The sequence below is a fragment of the uncultured Gimesia sp. genome (assembly GCF_937910335.1).
Taxonomy (GTDB): Bacteria; Planctomycetota; Planctomycetia; order Planctomycetales; family Planctomycetaceae; genus Gimesia.
Genome location: NZ_CALEMX010000442.1, coordinates 1 through 15,496, shown reverse-complemented (window position 1 = coordinate 15,496; position 15,496 = coordinate 1). Strand labels below are relative to the sequence as shown.

General features: G+C 47.3%; 13 protein-coding genes, 1 tRNA gene and 1 pseudogene. 6 read left to right on the top strand and 9 right to left on the bottom strand.

Features of this window, described 5'->3' with window-relative positions:
- Positions 1 to 9: 9 nt before the first annotated feature.
- Positions 10 to 1,416, bottom strand: a complete 1,407-nt coding sequence (locus Q0668_RS17520; protein WP_298866971.1) for an aspartate aminotransferase family protein — start codon at positions 1,414 to 1,416, stop codon at positions 10 to 12.
- A 78-nt stretch (positions 1,417 to 1,494) separates the two neighbouring features.
- Complete coding sequence (locus Q0668_RS17515) at positions 1,495 to 2,775, bottom strand: Gfo/Idh/MocA family oxidoreductase (protein ID WP_298866970.1); 1,281 nt, start codon at positions 2,773 to 2,775, stop codon at positions 1,495 to 1,497.
- A 269-nt stretch (positions 2,776 to 3,044) separates the two neighbouring features.
- Between Q0668_RS17515 and Q0668_RS17510 the strand changes: the two genes are divergently transcribed.
- From Q0668_RS17510 to Q0668_RS17490, 5 genes are all read left to right on the top strand, one after another.
- On the top strand, positions 3,045 to 3,779 hold the full coding sequence (locus Q0668_RS17510; RefSeq protein WP_298866969.1) for a GntR family transcriptional regulator: 735 nt from the start codon (positions 3,045 to 3,047) through the stop codon (positions 3,777 to 3,779).
- A 174-nt stretch (positions 3,780 to 3,953) separates the two neighbouring features.
- Positions 3,954 to 4,973, top strand: a complete 1,020-nt coding sequence (locus tag Q0668_RS17505) for a TIM barrel protein (RefSeq protein ID WP_298866968.1) — start codon at positions 3,954 to 3,956, stop codon at positions 4,971 to 4,973.
- Positions 4,974 to 5,117: 144 nt separating this feature from the next.
- Positions 5,118 to 5,357, top strand: a complete 240-nt coding sequence (locus Q0668_RS17500) for a hypothetical protein (RefSeq protein ID WP_298866967.1) — start codon at positions 5,118 to 5,120, stop codon at positions 5,355 to 5,357.
- 26 nt (positions 5,358 to 5,383) lie between these two features.
- Positions 5,384 to 6,187 (top strand): class I SAM-dependent methyltransferase, encoded by an 804-nt coding sequence (locus Q0668_RS17495; protein ID WP_298866966.1) that lies wholly within the window; start codon positions 5,384 to 5,386, stop codon positions 6,185 to 6,187.
- Positions 6,188 to 6,578: 391 nt separating this feature from the next.
- A complete protein-coding gene (locus Q0668_RS17490; RefSeq protein WP_298866964.1) occupies positions 6,579 to 7,763 on the top strand; it encodes a glycosyltransferase family 4 protein in 1,185 nt (394 codons plus the stop codon).
- A gap of 62 nt (positions 7,764 to 7,825) precedes the next feature.
- On the opposite strand, the gene gmhB is transcribed toward Q0668_RS17490, so the two are convergent.
- The 3 genes from gmhB to Q0668_RS17475 all read right to left on the bottom strand — a co-directional run bounded on the left by gmhB (position 7,826) and on the right by Q0668_RS17475 (position 9,648).
- Positions 7,826 to 8,410 carry a D-glycero-beta-D-manno-heptose 1,7-bisphosphate 7-phosphatase gene (gmhB, locus tag Q0668_RS17485; protein WP_298866962.1) on the bottom strand — a complete coding sequence of 195 codons (585 nt, stop codon included), beginning with the start codon at positions 8,408 to 8,410 and terminating at the stop codon, positions 7,826 to 7,828.
- Between the two features lie 7 nt (positions 8,411 to 8,417).
- Positions 8,418 to 9,062 carry an SIS domain-containing protein gene (locus Q0668_RS17480; protein WP_298866960.1) on the bottom strand — a complete coding sequence of 215 codons (645 nt, stop codon included), beginning with the start codon at positions 9,060 to 9,062 and terminating at the stop codon, positions 8,418 to 8,420.
- Positions 9,063 to 9,574: 512 nt separating this feature from the next.
- A tRNA-His gene (locus Q0668_RS17475) sits at positions 9,575 to 9,648 on the bottom strand.
- Between the two features lie 299 nt (positions 9,649 to 9,947).
- Here Q0668_RS17475 and Q0668_RS17470 point away from each other — a divergent pair.
- Positions 9,948 to 10,964 (top strand): SMP-30/gluconolactonase/LRE family protein, encoded by a 1,017-nt coding sequence (locus tag Q0668_RS17470; protein ID WP_366918943.1) that lies wholly within the window; start codon positions 9,948 to 9,950, stop codon positions 10,962 to 10,964.
- Between the two features lie 52 nt (positions 10,965 to 11,016).
- Here Q0668_RS17470 and Q0668_RS17465 read toward each other — a convergent pair whose 3' ends face one another.
- The 4 genes and pseudogenes from Q0668_RS17465 to Q0668_RS17450 form a co-directional block, all read right to left on the bottom strand.
- Positions 11,017 to 12,651, bottom strand: a complete 1,635-nt coding sequence (locus tag Q0668_RS17465) for a hypothetical protein (protein ID WP_298866956.1) — start codon at positions 12,649 to 12,651, stop codon at positions 11,017 to 11,019.
- On the bottom strand, positions 12,648 to 13,298 hold the full coding sequence (locus Q0668_RS17460; RefSeq protein ID WP_298866954.1) for a sigma-70 family RNA polymerase sigma factor: 651 nt from the start codon (positions 13,296 to 13,298) through the stop codon (positions 12,648 to 12,650). Before Q0668_RS17460 ends, Q0668_RS17465 begins: the two co-directional genes overlap by 4 nt.
- A 137-nt stretch (positions 13,299 to 13,435) precedes the next feature.
- Positions 13,436 to 14,308, bottom strand: a complete 873-nt coding sequence (panC, locus tag Q0668_RS17455) for a pantoate--beta-alanine ligase (RefSeq protein ID WP_298866952.1) — start codon at positions 14,306 to 14,308, stop codon at positions 13,436 to 13,438.
- Between the two features lie 119 nt (positions 14,309 to 14,427).
- Positions 14,428 to 15,496 (bottom strand): annotated as a pseudogene (locus tag Q0668_RS17450) (hypothetical protein); the annotation flags it as partial.

Sequence of the window (15,496 nt, the reverse complement as noted above, 5' to 3'; positions counted from 1 at the left end):
GATTTTGGTTTACGCAGAGGCTGTCGCCGCTTGCAGTTGCTCGGACAGTTTTTTGCATAAACGCGTTAAAAGTGTAATCGACTCTGCCGCTTGTGCTTCCGTCATCGTCATCGGAGGACTGATACGTAATACATTGCCGGCCAGAGCACCCAGTAAATGAATGCCGTCTCCACCTTGCTCGCCGAGGTAGCAGAACTTGACCAGTTCAATGGCCACTTCCTGGCTGGTTTTACCACCCAGTTCGGCACATTCAATTCCAAACACCATGCCTTCGCCCCGAACTTTTGCGACGATACCAGTCTCTTTCAGGCTTTGCAGACCGTCGATATACATCGCCGACAGCTTCTGTGTGTTTTCCATCACATCAGTACCTTCGAATTCATCCAGGGTCGCCAGCACCGCAGCAGACGAGATTGGGTTGGCACTCCAGGTATCAGAGGCTTCACCGTACTTTAAGCTGGCGATCACATCATCACGGCCAACCGCAGCGGCAACGGGAACTCCATTACCGAGTCCTTTGCCGAGTACGACAAAATCGGGTTCGATCTGATATTTTTCAAAGGCATACATACAACCGGTACGACCGAAGTTAGCCTGAACTTCATCCAGGATCAGCATGATATCATGGGCACGGCAGAAATCCTGCAATACTTTATGATACTCCACCTGAGGATGATAACTTCCGCCACCACCAAGATAAGGTTCAGTAATCAGGCAATTAATTCGCGTGCCGAATTCGTTCCACAGATCTTCCAGCTCTTTCTGATATGAGGCAGTATCCAATGGTTGATCACATTTCGTGATATCATCGCATTCCTCACGCGGGAAGCTGATGAATTTGACACGTGGATCTCGGTCCGGATCTGTCTCCGATCCGGTGACCGCACCCGCCAGACCTTTTTTGCCATGAAATCCATGACGCGTAGCTAGAATGATGTCCCGCTCGGGATCACGATGCAGACAGGCCCAGAGTGCTTTTTGCACTGCTTCCGAACCAGAGGCGGCCCATAGCACCTTTTCACAACGATTGCCCCCTTTGAAAGATTGAATATTGGAGATCAGGCGTTTGCTGGCTTTCGTTTCAATTTCAGTAACCGCGTTATAAGCAGTTAGAGTAGCAGCCTCAAAGTAATCTCCTTCACCTTCGCCCGTAATGTCTTCCGGCTTCCAGCCCAGGTAATCGCTGAAACGTTTCATCCAACGACGTGGGTTGTGTCCCAGGTTGGCGACCAGAACGCCAGAAGTGAAATCGTACAGACGGCGCCCTTCGGGAGTCCAGTGAAAACAGCCCGCTGATTTTGCAAGCACAGCCTGACTGGGAGTAAATGTGCGGAGCGCCAATGGTTCTGTCTGGAACAAATCCTCTCGGATGGCATTGGATTGATTTTCATTGTCAAATTGAATGGCTGTGGTCATAGTTCTCTCTTTTGTGTTACTGAATGGCGAATACAGATCGATAAAAAAATTGATACTTCGTTTTGAAGCGAAGTGAACTTAAACGGTTCCCTCATAAAGTACGTCCGCTTCAGAGGAACCGGGACGATAAAGTACAAGGCCTCCCTGTTCGTCGTTCACACGCACGACGCAGTCGGGTTCACCTTGCACATGTTTTTCCAGAATGGCTTCCAACGCCTGGACGGCGGCGACCGTCTGGCGGTCAGCAGACAAATCGTTGTAACTCAGCGAACGCACTTCATCCAGTCGTTGTTGACGTTCCGAAGCAGGGCCGCCATGCTCAATCAATGCCACTTCACGGGCAAATCGTTCAATGACTTCAATCCCATAACCGCGCTGCGAGCGAGTACCCCATGGTTCGACAAAAGTACCGTTATAATGGTTGTTCATCGAATTTTTGAGCGTAAAGGGTGTTTTCTCTTCCACCGTACATTCCACGCCTCGCTTGCGGGAATGGCCGTTCCATAATCCATTGTCAAAACGAAATTGGACTTCCTGTTCGACGTAACCGGGAAAATTATCAGGTGTGACCCAGGATGTATGAATATCAAAGGCGGCTTCGCGACCAGAATCATATTCGTAAACCATCTTCATCTGACAACTATCCCACGTAGGACCATCTTGATCACCAACTAAACCACGCTGGCCAGACGCCGTAATTGTTTTCAGTTTTCCTCCGAACGTGAAATCAATCAGTTTAATATAATGGACGGCAACATAAGTTCCCGGGTTGCGGCCCGTAATCCATTGAGCAAACTGACTGCCGGAAATCGACTTGGGTTCCAGCAGAGAACAGTACCCGTTATTTACATGTTGCAGTACATCATCATGAACCAGCGTGCGCAGTTTTTTATGATCCGGGTCGAGTAACTTATGGTAAACGATCTTCGCTGCAACATTGTTTTTCAGTGCCAATGCGGTCAGTTCATCCAGTTCCTGTAATTTCAGAACGGAAGGTTTTTCGACGATCAGATGCGTGCCAGACTCCAGAACTTTTTTGCAGGAATCAAAGTGCCGATCATCGGGGGACGCCACACAGGCAAAATCCAATCCTGATTTCACCATCTGTTCAATTGCATCATCGCCGGCAAAACTTTGAAATCCGCCGACTTTATCCCCCCGTTCCGCAAGATATTTTTCCGCCCGCGAGCCAGTTCGTGTGGCGACCGCCTCCAGCGAAATCTCAACCGGACCAGTGGCACGTTGATAAAGCCCCGTCTCGTGAACGGTCTCAAAAAAAGGTCGATACGTCTCATCCACGATCATGCCGAACCCGACCATGCCCGCTTTCAGCTGATTTGTGTTTGCCTCAGAGTTCATAAATATATTCCCAAGTGAATTCAATATAGGTCGTTTTATTGTGTCTAATTTCCAAAATACTTGCTATGATATTGGATATAATAAGTATAGAAGACTTCGGAAAGGGTTAAAGTGAATTCACTTTAGGGGGTGGTTCAGGAATTGTCAAGCCTCTGGACTGAGTTCAGAGGGAAAGAAAGCACTCTTTTTCAGAAGGATTCATTTGCGGCTATCTGACATCAATCTGGTTTTTACACTTGGAATGGTTCCCCGTTTGAGACGAGAGACAAATGAGTAAAAACAGTACTACGTTAATGGAATTGAATGGACAAACAGTCATTGAGGATGATGTGAGCCCATCACTCGTTGATGAAGTTTACCAGAAATTATTGTTACGCATCATTCGCAGCGAGCTTCCGGATGGAACCGAGCTGAAAAGTACACAGTTGGCGCGCGAAATTGGTGTCAGTCGCACGCCCGTTGTGCAGGCGTTAGCGCGATTGCAGGCAGATGGAATTGTGATTCAGCAGAAAAATCATCGCGCTGTTGTCAGGGAAGGAGCTGAAAACTGGCTAGTTGAAATCCATGAATTGCGGGTATTGCTCGAGCCATCTGCTGCAGCGATGGCAGCACAAAATATTCCCGAAACAGAGCTGGTCCGCTTACAATCCTTGGCTGCTGAGGTCAAATCGTGCCAGCAGCTGTATGAGAATGGCGATCAATCCAGCAAGCATTTACAGACGTGGGGAGCAGCCTCGCGTTCGTTTGATTATGCGTTGCACCTGACAATTGCAGAACATTGTGGGAATTTACCGATTTCTGAAGCCATTCATAAATGCTGGAGTTATAAACGGGTTTCTTATTCTGCAATGGGAGAGACACCCGAAATTATGACGCGCGGACTATATGATCATACGCTTCTACTGGATTCGTTAAAGAATCGAGATTCCGAAACGGCTTCCGCAGCCATGACCATGCATTTACGAAATGCGGCTCGAATGCGGCCGGATCGTTTGATTGTCTGATGTTTTGGTTCGGCGAGACAACAAAATCAGGAACGGCCTTTGAAAAAGCGGCCGGGATCATCTCGTAGCTCTTGAAACTTATCCGAAACCTGTCAAAAATGGCTCCGACATGGTCCATTACATTGATCCACCCTTATCCGTTTTAGATTTAGAAATAAAAGGCAATAATCCGTTATGTCAGATAATCCTCGTGTGATTTTAAGTGCATTTGCAGATGAAGCAGCCAATCATAAAACAGCCGTTGAGCAAATGGTGGCACTCTCTGCATTAGGCCTGAAGTATTACAGCCCCCGCTTTATTGATGTCTTTGGTGATGGAAACGTCAAACATGTCGTTGATTTGAATAAGTCAGAATATAAAGCACTACTCGATCTGCACGAGGAGTATGGAGTCAATGTCACCAGTGTTGGAGCCCGCGTTGGCAAAATTAAACTGGTTGATAAAGATGATGGCTCGCACAATGTGTTTGTTCCATTCAAACAGTATTTGAAAAAAGAAGTCACAAACACGATTAACGCCGCTACAACACTGGGAACAAAATTGATTCGCGGTTTTTCGTTTTATCCTCCCAAAGGGGAAGATCCAAAACCATATATGAATCAGGCCGTCGATCAGATCGGTCAGATTGTAGATCTCTGTGCAAAAAAAGGGTTGGTATATGGCCTGGAAATTGAACCGAATCTGATTGGTGAAACCGGACCTTTACTGGCTGAGATAGCGCGTAAAGTGAAACGGCCCAATATGGTCACGATTTATGATGGGGGAAACATCGCTGCACAGAATAAAGATGCCATGCAGTGCTTGAGCGAGTTTCATGATATGAGTAAATCGATGGGTTGGCTGCACATTAAAGATTACGCCGTCGATAAGAGTCTGGAATGGACGGGCGTCGTCGATGAAGAACGACTGAAAAACTTTGTTCCCGCCAACGTGGGCGATGCCGGGCATGAGTTTGTCTTACGCGAATTGCGTGAGATGCTTCCCAAGATGGAAAAGAAAATGAAAAAACTGGGTGTCCCCGGCGTCTTCCTGGAAGTCGAACCTCATCTCAAAGGGGGCGGACAGTTTGGTGGATTCAGTGGCCCCGATGGAATCGGCGTTGCCGTTCGTGCACTCTGTTCCGTGCTGGATTATGTTGGCATTGATTATGATTTGCGGACGTTCAAAGACATTCAAAAATTGCGAGGTTTCTAAGAAAAAAAAGCCGCAACTGTCGGCTATCGCGGTAACACCAGCTTTAGTTCTAGAGAAAACTGTTGAACTTGTGTTTCTTTTGCTACAATTGAATCAAGCTGGCCCCGATAAATATCTTAGGAAAATAGCTTAGAGAAATATCCAATGTCATTTAACCCGCAGCATTTGCAGGACATTATTGCCTGCCCGAAAACAAAAGCGAAACTGATTTGTGAAGGCGACTTTCTGATTTCCGTTGATCACAATACGCGGCTCAAGTATCCCATCAAAGATGGCATACCAGTCATGCTGGTGGATGAAGCGACTGAAGTTCCTCAGGAAGAGTGGGCTGAAATCATGAAACGTCACAATCGACATCCCGAAACAGGAGAAGTCGTCTCCTGAACCCTGACTCTGTTAGAGGAGCGAAGATGAAGAATGCATCAAAGAATTTGCTGTCACGAAACTGCATCAGCGGCTTTGTATGCTCTTCTCTGGTATGTCTGTTATTGACGGTCTCCCTGTCTGCTGAAGAACCTGCCGTCGCGCCTGCCAAGCCGAAACCACTTTCGGAAAAATCGCTCTATTCTTATTCGCGAGACCATGATCCGAATGGGATTGGCAAATTCTATCGCGGCCGCGAAATTGCGCATGTGATGGGATATCAGGGCGCACCCTGGCTGGAACGTAATTCGCGTGAGCAGGAAGAACGGCTGTCTTTACTTCCCAAAGCATTAAAATTGAAGCCGGGAATGGCGATCGCAGATATCGGCGCGGGCAGTGGAGTGATTTCTGTTATCCTGGCTGATCACGTCAGTCCGGGAGGCATCGTGTATGCCGTTGATGTGCAACAGGAAATGCTCGATCTCTTAAACAAAAAACTCAAAAAAGCAGGCGTCAATAATATCCATCCTGTCTTGGGAACGCAAAAATCTCCCGGACTCAAACCAGCTTCGATTGACCTCGCCATCATGGTCGACGTCTATCATGAGTTTGAATTTCCCTATGAAATGATGCGGGAAATATCCAAAGCCCTCAAACCCAAAGGGCGCGTTGTACTGGTTGAATATCGCAAAGAAGATCCAGCCGTCCCCATTAAACTCGTACATAAAATGTCCGAAGCACAGGCAAAAAAAGAGGTCTCTCGCCCCGAACTGAATCTGAAATGGAAAGAGACCATCGGCGTGTTGCCGCGCCAGCATATTCTGGTTTTCGAAAAAACCGCTGCAAAATGACTGGTTGGAGGTGAAACTAGGCTCGCTTTACTTGTTAAGGTGTGCACTTGAATCGCGGAAACGTACTGTTTTCAGACCAATCAGCTCCCTTTGCAGCCTTTATCCGACCTTCTCTCTGTAAACAGAGTGATAGCAAGATATCGGATTGACCCTCTTTTCGTATCGCAGTATACTCCCTCGCGATATATGTCCTGCCTCATTGGGGACTTAGATATCAGGAGAGAATGCCGATCCGGGCACTGCGATTTCGAATGGGCAATGTTTTTTTTTGGCTGAAACATGTGTGGTTGAAACAAATGAGAATTTCAGAGATTGCTGTTCAATCAATGGGAACTCGACCCTGATACATTTCCAATCAAACCAGCCATTTTCTAAAGGGTGATGTAAGTCGATGATTAGCGGCAGCTTAATATTGCCCGGCTTGATACTTTTCAGCCTGTTTGTCACTACTCTGGTTTGTACCGGACTGTTCGTCAAACTGTCCCCCAAATTAGGATTGGTCAAAGAGCCTACCAGCCGCTGTGCTCATATTCAGCCGACTCCCCGCGGCGGAGGAATTGCCTTCGTCATTACCTGCCTTTGCTCAATCGGTTTGTTGTATGGGAATGAATTGATGACACGGGGATCGATCACTGCAATCTGTAGCGGCGGATTAATCATCGCGGCGATCGGGTTCTGGGATGATTTAAATCAGTTGTCCATCAAAACAAGACTTAGCTTACAGCTCTTAATTATTATTTCATCGGTTTCCGTTTTGTCTCCTTTACCTGCTGTAGAACTCTGGGGATTCAGGCTGGAGGCCTCCTGGCTTATGGGGGCGATTGCCGTTTTGGGAATGATGTGGTGGTTAAATTTATTTAACTTTATGGACGGCATCGATGGTCTGGCCGCTTCTGAAGCGATCAGCGTGCTGGTAATGGCAAGTATTCTCATTTACTTTCAGACCTCAACTTCAGTGGCAGACTATTCCACTGAGCAGGCTTTGATGATCTTGCTGGCAGTTTCATTGCTCGGATTTCTCGGGGCTAACTGGGCACCTGCAAAAATCTTTATGGGTGATGTGGGTAGTACCTTCCTGGGATTTGTCATGGGAATGCTGGCTCTGATGACACTGACCGCCGGTTCGTTAAATCTCTGGGTCTGGTTGATCTTACCGGGAGTCTTTTGGATTGATGCCACAGTAACGCTCATGCGACGCATGCTCAGGGGAGATCGTTGGTATCAAGGACATCAAAGCCATGCTTACCAGAGAGTTTCGCGGTTGCTGGAAGGATCAGCGGATCAAAATAATCTCCGACATGCGGCACATCGCAAAGTTACATCGAGTATCCTTGCCATCAATGTCTGCTGGCTTTTTCCCTGGGCAGCCTGTGCGATCATCTGGCCGGCATGGGGCATCTTATTTGTGGGTGCTGCCTGGATGCCGTTGGTTTTACTGGCAGCTTACTGCGGTGCCGGAAAGCCTGGAGAAATCGAGTGGCACACGGATGTAGAAGTCAAAACCATACCGTTCGATGCCAGTCAAGTCGAAGAAATCATTCCCGAAGAGATCATCATTAAATGTGATGCTGCATAACCTTCAGGATCAATCCGCTGACTCTGACATATTCTGATTCTTGCAAGCTTCCACAGGTACCATCAGTCTGTGCAGATTGTCGCTGGAAACAGGATTGTTTTGAGTTCTAATAATGAGCTGGCATAGATGTCTGCCCCTTTTTTATCCGCTTCACTCACACGATGTCCCGTTCCGACCAGCGCTGTTGTTTTCAGGCCGGCTGCCTGACCAGCTTTGATATCTGATGATTTATCTCCCACCAGAATCGATTCAGACAGGTCCAGGTTGTGCTTCGTTGCCGCATCGATCAGCATTTTGGGTTTCGGTTTTCGACAGGCACAGTCGGCACGGTAGAGGCCTGTTCCATGAATGGGGTGATGCGGGCAAAAGAACACATCGGCAATCGTGATGCCGCAATTTGCAAATACCTCTTTCATCCAAGACATTAAGTCAATGAATTGCTGTTCTGTATAATAGCCGCGCGCAATGCCCGACTGATTGGTCACGATGATCAAACTGTAACCAGACTCTTCTGCTGCCCGGCATAGTTCAAAAATTCCATCAATGAATTCAAAATCTTCGATGCGGTGCAGATAGTCTTTCTCCACATTGATCACACCATCACGATCGAGAAAGAATGATTTCTTTGGAGATGACTGTGCCCGCATCGCTAATTCAGGCTGCCCGTCTCAGAGAGCCGGGTTGGTCCTGATGGGGCGAACTGATATCCAGTTTAAAGTTGAACAGAGCCGCTTCCACACATTCACAGAGTGTGTGTTCAAGCACCAGATGCACTTCCTGGATCTGGCTTGTTAGTTCGCCATGAGCAATCACACACACATCACAGAGAGACCGAACTGCGCCCCCACCGTGTCCGGTAAACACAATGCTGGGAATATTTTTATCCTGACAGGTTTGTACTGCTTTCAGAATGTTTGGGGAATTGCCGGAGGTTGTGATTCCCAGGAAAACATCATTCTCTGTCAATTTTCCTTCCAGTTGTCTCGAGAACACTACATCGAAACCGTAGTCATTCCCGATGGCTGTGAGAATCGAACTATCAGTCGTTAATGCTTCCGCGGGAAGTGAAGCCCGATCTTTACCCAGGCGGCAGACAAATTCTGCTGCCAGATGCTGGGCATCAGCTGCTGAGCCTCCATTGCCCGCGAGGTACAATCGACCTCCACTTTGATAGCTTTGGAGGATCAGATCCACCGCTTTCGAAAATTCCTGCTGCATTTCCGTGTCTTCCAGCATTTGTTTTTTTGCAGAAATAGATCGTTCCAAATTGCGGCAGAAAATTTTACTGGCCTGATGCATGAGCTTGGCTCTCCGTCCCTGAAAAAACGCTCTCGAAATATGATGATTTCACAGCGGTCTCGCCTGAAGACCGGCTGATGGTCATATTGAATTGTGATGACTTCAATCACACGGCCAGTATAATAGAATTCGAAAAATTCAGGCAATATAAGTTTTTACTGATTTCAGAGACTTCATTGCACAAAAGCACTTGTTCCAGAGTGGATGCGAAACTGAGTTATCAATTTCAATCAGAGATCAAGCACTTATGATTGTAAATAATACAATTAAAAAATGAAGGCGTTCAAGAAACTCAATGATCAGTACTTTTTCGAGAATAGTTCATTGAGAGTGAACCAGAAGTGATAGATGCACATTCCCGCAGGCCGATTCATCTTTCGATTGACTGGTATCAAAATACAGAGAAGCGAATGAGGAGAACGCTGTGATAGGGTCAAGTCTATTAGACGATGCAATGGGGATCGCAGACATGCGAAGAGTGAGCGGCGATGAGACTGATCGCTGAATAAAAGGGTGAGTAACGGGGTTCGAACCCGCGACCTCCGGAATCACAATCCGGCGCTCTAACCAACTGAGCTATACCCACCATATGAAGTCTACCGGCTGCTGAAGCAGCCAGTTCCCTCTCTGAATTGATCTGATTCTAACCAATCCTCACACACCTGAAAAGACTCTGGCTGAGACAAATGGTTCAAAAATCACGTTATCCAGGCTGATTCCAGGATGCAAGGATTTCAGACCCCGGATTCAAGAATATTTCCTCTATACGTGCATCTCCTGCGAACAATCTGTAGAATTGTTATTTCAAGATTCCCCTCTGATATTACATTGATCTTACTGACTGAAAACAGGGAAAAAAACATGAAAACTATTCGTTTCACCTGCATGATTCTAGCAACTTTTGTATTGAGTCTTAGTCAATCAGAGCTACAGGCTCAGGATTCTACCAATTATCCCACCATTGGCGAAATTATCCGTCTGGACCCAAGACTGGATCAACTGATAGACAAGGATGCCAGGATAGAGGTTCTCTCTTCCGGCTTTGACTGGTCAGAAGGACCTGTCTGGGTCGGAGATGCCAAAGAAGGATATTTACTGTTTTCTGATATTCCACGTAACTCTGTCATGAAGTGGAAAGAAGGGCAAGGGGCCTCGCTGTTCCTCAAGCCTTCCGGTTATACAGGAGTGACTCCCTATGGAAATGAGCCTGGTTGCAATGGACTGTTTCTGGATCAGAAGGGGCGTCTGGTTTCCTGCGAACACGGCGATCGTCGTGTTTCCGTCATGACCAAAAAAGGAGGCAAGCGGACGCTCGTCGATAATTACATGGGAAAACGGTTAAACAGTCCCAATGATGGAACATTCAAATCCAATGGCGATCTGTATTTCACCGATCCCCCCTATGGCCTGCCAAACCGTTATGACGACCCCCGTCGTGAACTCGATTTCTGTGGCGTCTATCGATTGGCAAAAGATGGAACATTGACATTGTTGACGAAGGAAATGACGCGCCCCAATGGCATTGCTTTTTCTCCGGATGAAAAAACATTATACGTAGCACAATCCGATCCCAAAGCGGCTATCTGGAAAGCATTTCCTGTCAGAAAAGACGGGACATTGGGAACCGGCAAGTTGTTTTACGATGTCACTCCTGCCGTTGGCAAACTGCCCGGATTGCCCGATGGTTTGAAAACAGATCTGAAAGGCAATATTTTTGCTACGGGGCCTGGCGGCTGTTATATCTTTACACCATCAGGCGAACTGCTGGGGCGCATCAGTACCGGAGAACGAACTGCCAACTGTGCCTGGGGCAATGATGGCTCGACTCTGTATCTGACCGCAGATACATATCTGGTCCGCATTCAGACCAAAACAAAGGGGCATGTCGGAGCTGCCAGATAAAAGCCCTTCAAGGCTTCACTACCGTTTTCAGACCACTTCCCGGCTAAATTCATTACTGAGGAGCCGGGGATGTGGTGGGAGGGGCAGCCCCTTTGAATACAAAGAGTACTTTTACTGGTGCAGGTGCTTGATTCTGGAAAGCTTCTTGTTTAGGTGTGATATTTTTTCCTGCGCTATAGGGTTTTGATGCGTCGAGCGCGGGAAGGTGGGGGGGCACGAGTTTCTTCCCTATTTTCTGTTTGGCTTCATTCAGTTGAGCCAATTTCGCTCGTTGACCGCGTTGTTCCGCCGGTATTTGCATCCGGTAACGCATTTGAAAAGAATTTTGCCTGCTCTTGCTCGCTTCCCTTTTTTTGGTCAGCGATTCGGATACGGGTAATTTTTTGAATTCTGAATCTCTTTGGGGCGAATTGGACACTGCCATTTTCTGCTTGAGACTACGCAAGGGGGTCCCAGCGACGGCACTGTTTTCTTTGGCGCTGTTTACTTTGTCCATATCAGAGAGGTTTGAACGTTGCGTCAGCAGTTGAGGTAATTCTCCGAATTCTTCTGTCAAAGAGGATGCTTTGATGGCTGGCTGTAAAGCAAGTCCCACGAGTTGATCTCGCTGCAGGTCCTTCTGAAAATCCTTCAGGGCGGATGCTAATTGTTTGTCGGTCGCTTCCACGTAAACGGCGAATAATTGATTTTCTGACTGATCAGATTCGGCCAAAGTGGGGTTGGTTTCAAGTACATCTTTGGCTTTTAAAATGTGTGAACGACTGAATTGACGTTCGACGGCAGACTGTTTTTTTTGATCCACGGGAATGTGATTGCGTGCCAGTAATAATTCCAAAGTTCCCAATGCCCGTTTTACATCAACGACGTGTACTTCAATCACAGCGACTTTTCCATCGATATTGCTAAAATACGGGAGCGCTTGTCCTATGCGAATGGAATCGAGGGGAATATGAACGGGAATCCCCATTGGCTGTGATTGGGGCGCCATCGCTGATTTCGGAAGGCTTTTTCCAACCTTCTGCTCTGCGTGGGTATTCCTTACTGAAAAATTACCTTTTAAGTCTTTCGTCGTGCGTCCGTTTGACGCCAACCCATTATTCATTTTGGTTTTATCGACAGAGCGACTTGTTCCGGAGTTAAAATCAATTGAAGGAGCAGGCATTGCCTTTACGATTTTTATGTCAGACTTCCCGGAATAACTGAGGTTGGCACTGGTACGGACTTCGGGGCCATGTTTGCGACGTACGAGAGTCGATTCACTGTCAGGCTTTGTCGCAGGCTGGAATGCCACCTGGTCGGCCGAATGTGTTTGAAATTGCCAGGGAGTTTCAGGAGTGTTCATCAATAAGACAAATAAAATCAGAGCAGCCAGAGAAGAACAAGTACTGACGGCAACAGCAATACGATAACGCAGCAGAGAAGGAACACGTTTGACCTCAGCGGGTGCTGCTTTTGTCAATAGGGTTTCCTGCTCAATCCGTCGGCGGATGGATGCTGCCAGTTCGGGAGGCGCAGATTCCGTGGCGGTTTCCTGTAACAGCCGGGATAGTTCTCCAATTTCATGAAGTTCCTGCCGTGCTTCGACGGAATTTTCCAGAAGTGATTCTAACTCCTGGCGCTCCTCGGGTGAGGCTTCATGATCGAAGTAGGCGGAAAATTTTTCATTTGATGATGGGTGACTACTCATTTTGATTCACTTATCGATGACTCTTGGTCAGAGAGGGAAACACGCGATCTCGGTTCCTCTTGAAAAAGCGTGCTCAATTTCTGTTTCAGTTCATTCCTTCCTCTAAAAATGCGGCTCCTGACCGTTCCCAGGGGAATAGCCGTGATCTCTGCAATTTCTCCGTAGGACATTCCTTCCAGTTCTCTTAAGATTAACGGGGTTCGGTACTCTTCCTGTAATTCATTCAAGGCCTGATGAACAATCTTTTTCCGTTCAGACTGTTCGGCTAATTCGGGGGGATGGTTTTCGGGGTGAGGATCTACCAGCCAGTTACCAGCCGGATTATCTTGTGTATCCAGGGTTGTAGTCGTTCGTTTGGTTTTTCTTTTCTGAGAGATTGCCGCATTAAACGAAATCCGAAATAACCAGGAATAAAATGCAGCAGTACCTCGAAACGAATTCAATTTGAAGAACGCTTGTGTAAAACCTTCCTGAGCTGCATCGCGCGCATCGTCGCTCGAGCCCAGAATTCGTACTAACGTTCGAAACAATCGGTCCTGATATTTCAGAACCAGTTGATCAAACGCCTCCGTACGACCTGCCAAACATTCTTGAATCAGGTATTGATCATTATTGGTCACAGTATCTTTTTGACGAATGGGGGACAAAATAAGTTCCCGCTCTCAAAAGAAAACCGGAGTTTTCGGACAAATTATAGCAATAGATATATGTATGTTCTTATTTTTTAACACGTTACGTCAATATCAGATAGCAGAAACCGGCAAAGATTACCGTTTTATCGTGTCTACACGGGATGGAGCAGACAGTTATCGATCAGACGGGTCTCCCCAACATAAGCGGCAATCAACGCCACCATTTCTGGTTGCGGGGCGGAAATCTCTTCCAGCGTATGCGAATCGACAATGGTAGCATAATCCAGTTTGACCAAAGGGGTTGTGCTAAGGAGATGTTGCATGTCGGCTTTCAACTGGTTCAGGTCCGTTTCCCCTGCGTCAATTTTTTCCTTCGCCAGATTCAATGCTTGAGAAAGTGACAAGGCTGACGAACGTTCCGCTTCTGAAAGATAAACGTTACGACTACTCAACGCCAAACCATCCCTGTCTCGAATAATGGGACAAGTTTTGATTTCCACTGGGATATTCAAATCGAGGCACATCCGACGAATGATGGCCTGCTGTTGATAGTCTTTGGCGCCAAAGAATGCGACATCAGGCAGACAACTCAGCAGTAGTTTGGTGACGACAGTAGTAACACCTTGAAAGTGGGTCGTGCGGGTTGCGCCTTCCAAAATTTGTGAAAGCGCTTTTACTTCAACGACCGTGGAAAAATCAGGCGCATACATGATTTCGGTCGTGGGCATCCAGACCAGATCGGCTCCCGCTGCCTGGCAAATTGACAGATCTTGTTCTCGTAAACGAGGATACTTCTCAAAGTCTTCGTTGGGCCCAAATTGAGTAGGATTCACAAAAATGGAAACGATAACAAAATCACACTCTCGTCGTGCCTGTTCAATCAGACTGGCATGCCCGGCATGGAGCGCACCCATCGTAGGAACAAATCCAATAGAGGCCTGTTGCTGACGCTGTGCCTGGACCAAAACGCGAAGTGCAGGAATCTCTTCAACGGTATTGATCGGGGAAGTAAACTGGTCCGACATGATTTCTAACTTTCAGGGCGGCTGCATTTTCTTCGTATCACCAATGCCTCCAGATTCAGAATCCCATCCGAAACAGACTCAGGGACGTTCGCTTGGGTCAGGCTTCAGCGGGCCGTTGTTTAAGATGGCTTTTTAGGAGCTTGACGACGATTTCCCCCGCGTCTTTTTGAAGGCCGCCGCGGCGAACGTTTGCGAGCGTCACCTTCTGAGGATTCACTTTTGCCTTCTTCCTCGTTGTCGGCTTTGCCGCCTACCAGTTTCGGATTCAACAGATAGGAAATCGCTTCTTCCCAACTGGGAACGTTCGGGTACTTGTTTTCAACTTCTCTTTTTCTAGGGCGTGAGCTTTCATCTGCTTCAGAGGTTTCAGTGGTTTCTTCCGAGTCAGCAGCTTCGGGACGTCGTGAGCTTTTGCGTCTACGGGGACGACGTTTAGTAGGGCGATCCGATTTATTTTCTTCTGTTTCGGAATCCTCTTCGGAATCTTCTGATTCGCCCTCCTCCTGAAGCCCCGCTTCCTCATCTTCATTTTCGTCATCAACGCTGTCGGCTTCAGATGATTCTTCTTTTATGTCTCCAGTCTTGCGGGACCGGCGGCGTCTTCTACGCCGCTTCCGTGGACGTTTCGTTTCCGCTTCGTCTACTGCTTCGACATCTGCTTCTTCTGCTACCGCTTCTCCCTCATCATCCACTTCATCTTCGTCAGTGGAATCATAGGCGACTTCGTTTTGAAAAGCTACTTCTTCAGAAACAAGACCAAAGCCAAAGGCGTCAGCATCATCGAGTCGTTCATCTGTTCGAGCCGATTGGTCTGCTGCTGCTTGAGTTTTTGGTTTTTTTGCTTGCTGGCTGCGCGGTTTGGATGGTTTCTTTTGAGCGGGCTTTTTCGCTTCAACAACTTCTTCTTCGACCTTAGTAACGGTTTCATCCGAAGTTTTGCGAACCGATTTTACGGACTTAGAATCTTCTTCATCCCAATTCCAGCCTTCCAGGGCATCCCAGTACGTATCTTTTTCCTCGTCTGCTACTTTGAGAGCACTTTCCTCTTTATCTTCGTCATCGACAACGGCAGAGGCGGGGGTGTAATCATCTTCAATTTCCTCTTCGTCATCGATTTCATCATCTTCTTCTTCATCATCATCAAAGGCCTCGATAATGTCTTCCTCTTCCTCTTCCTCTTCAAAATCA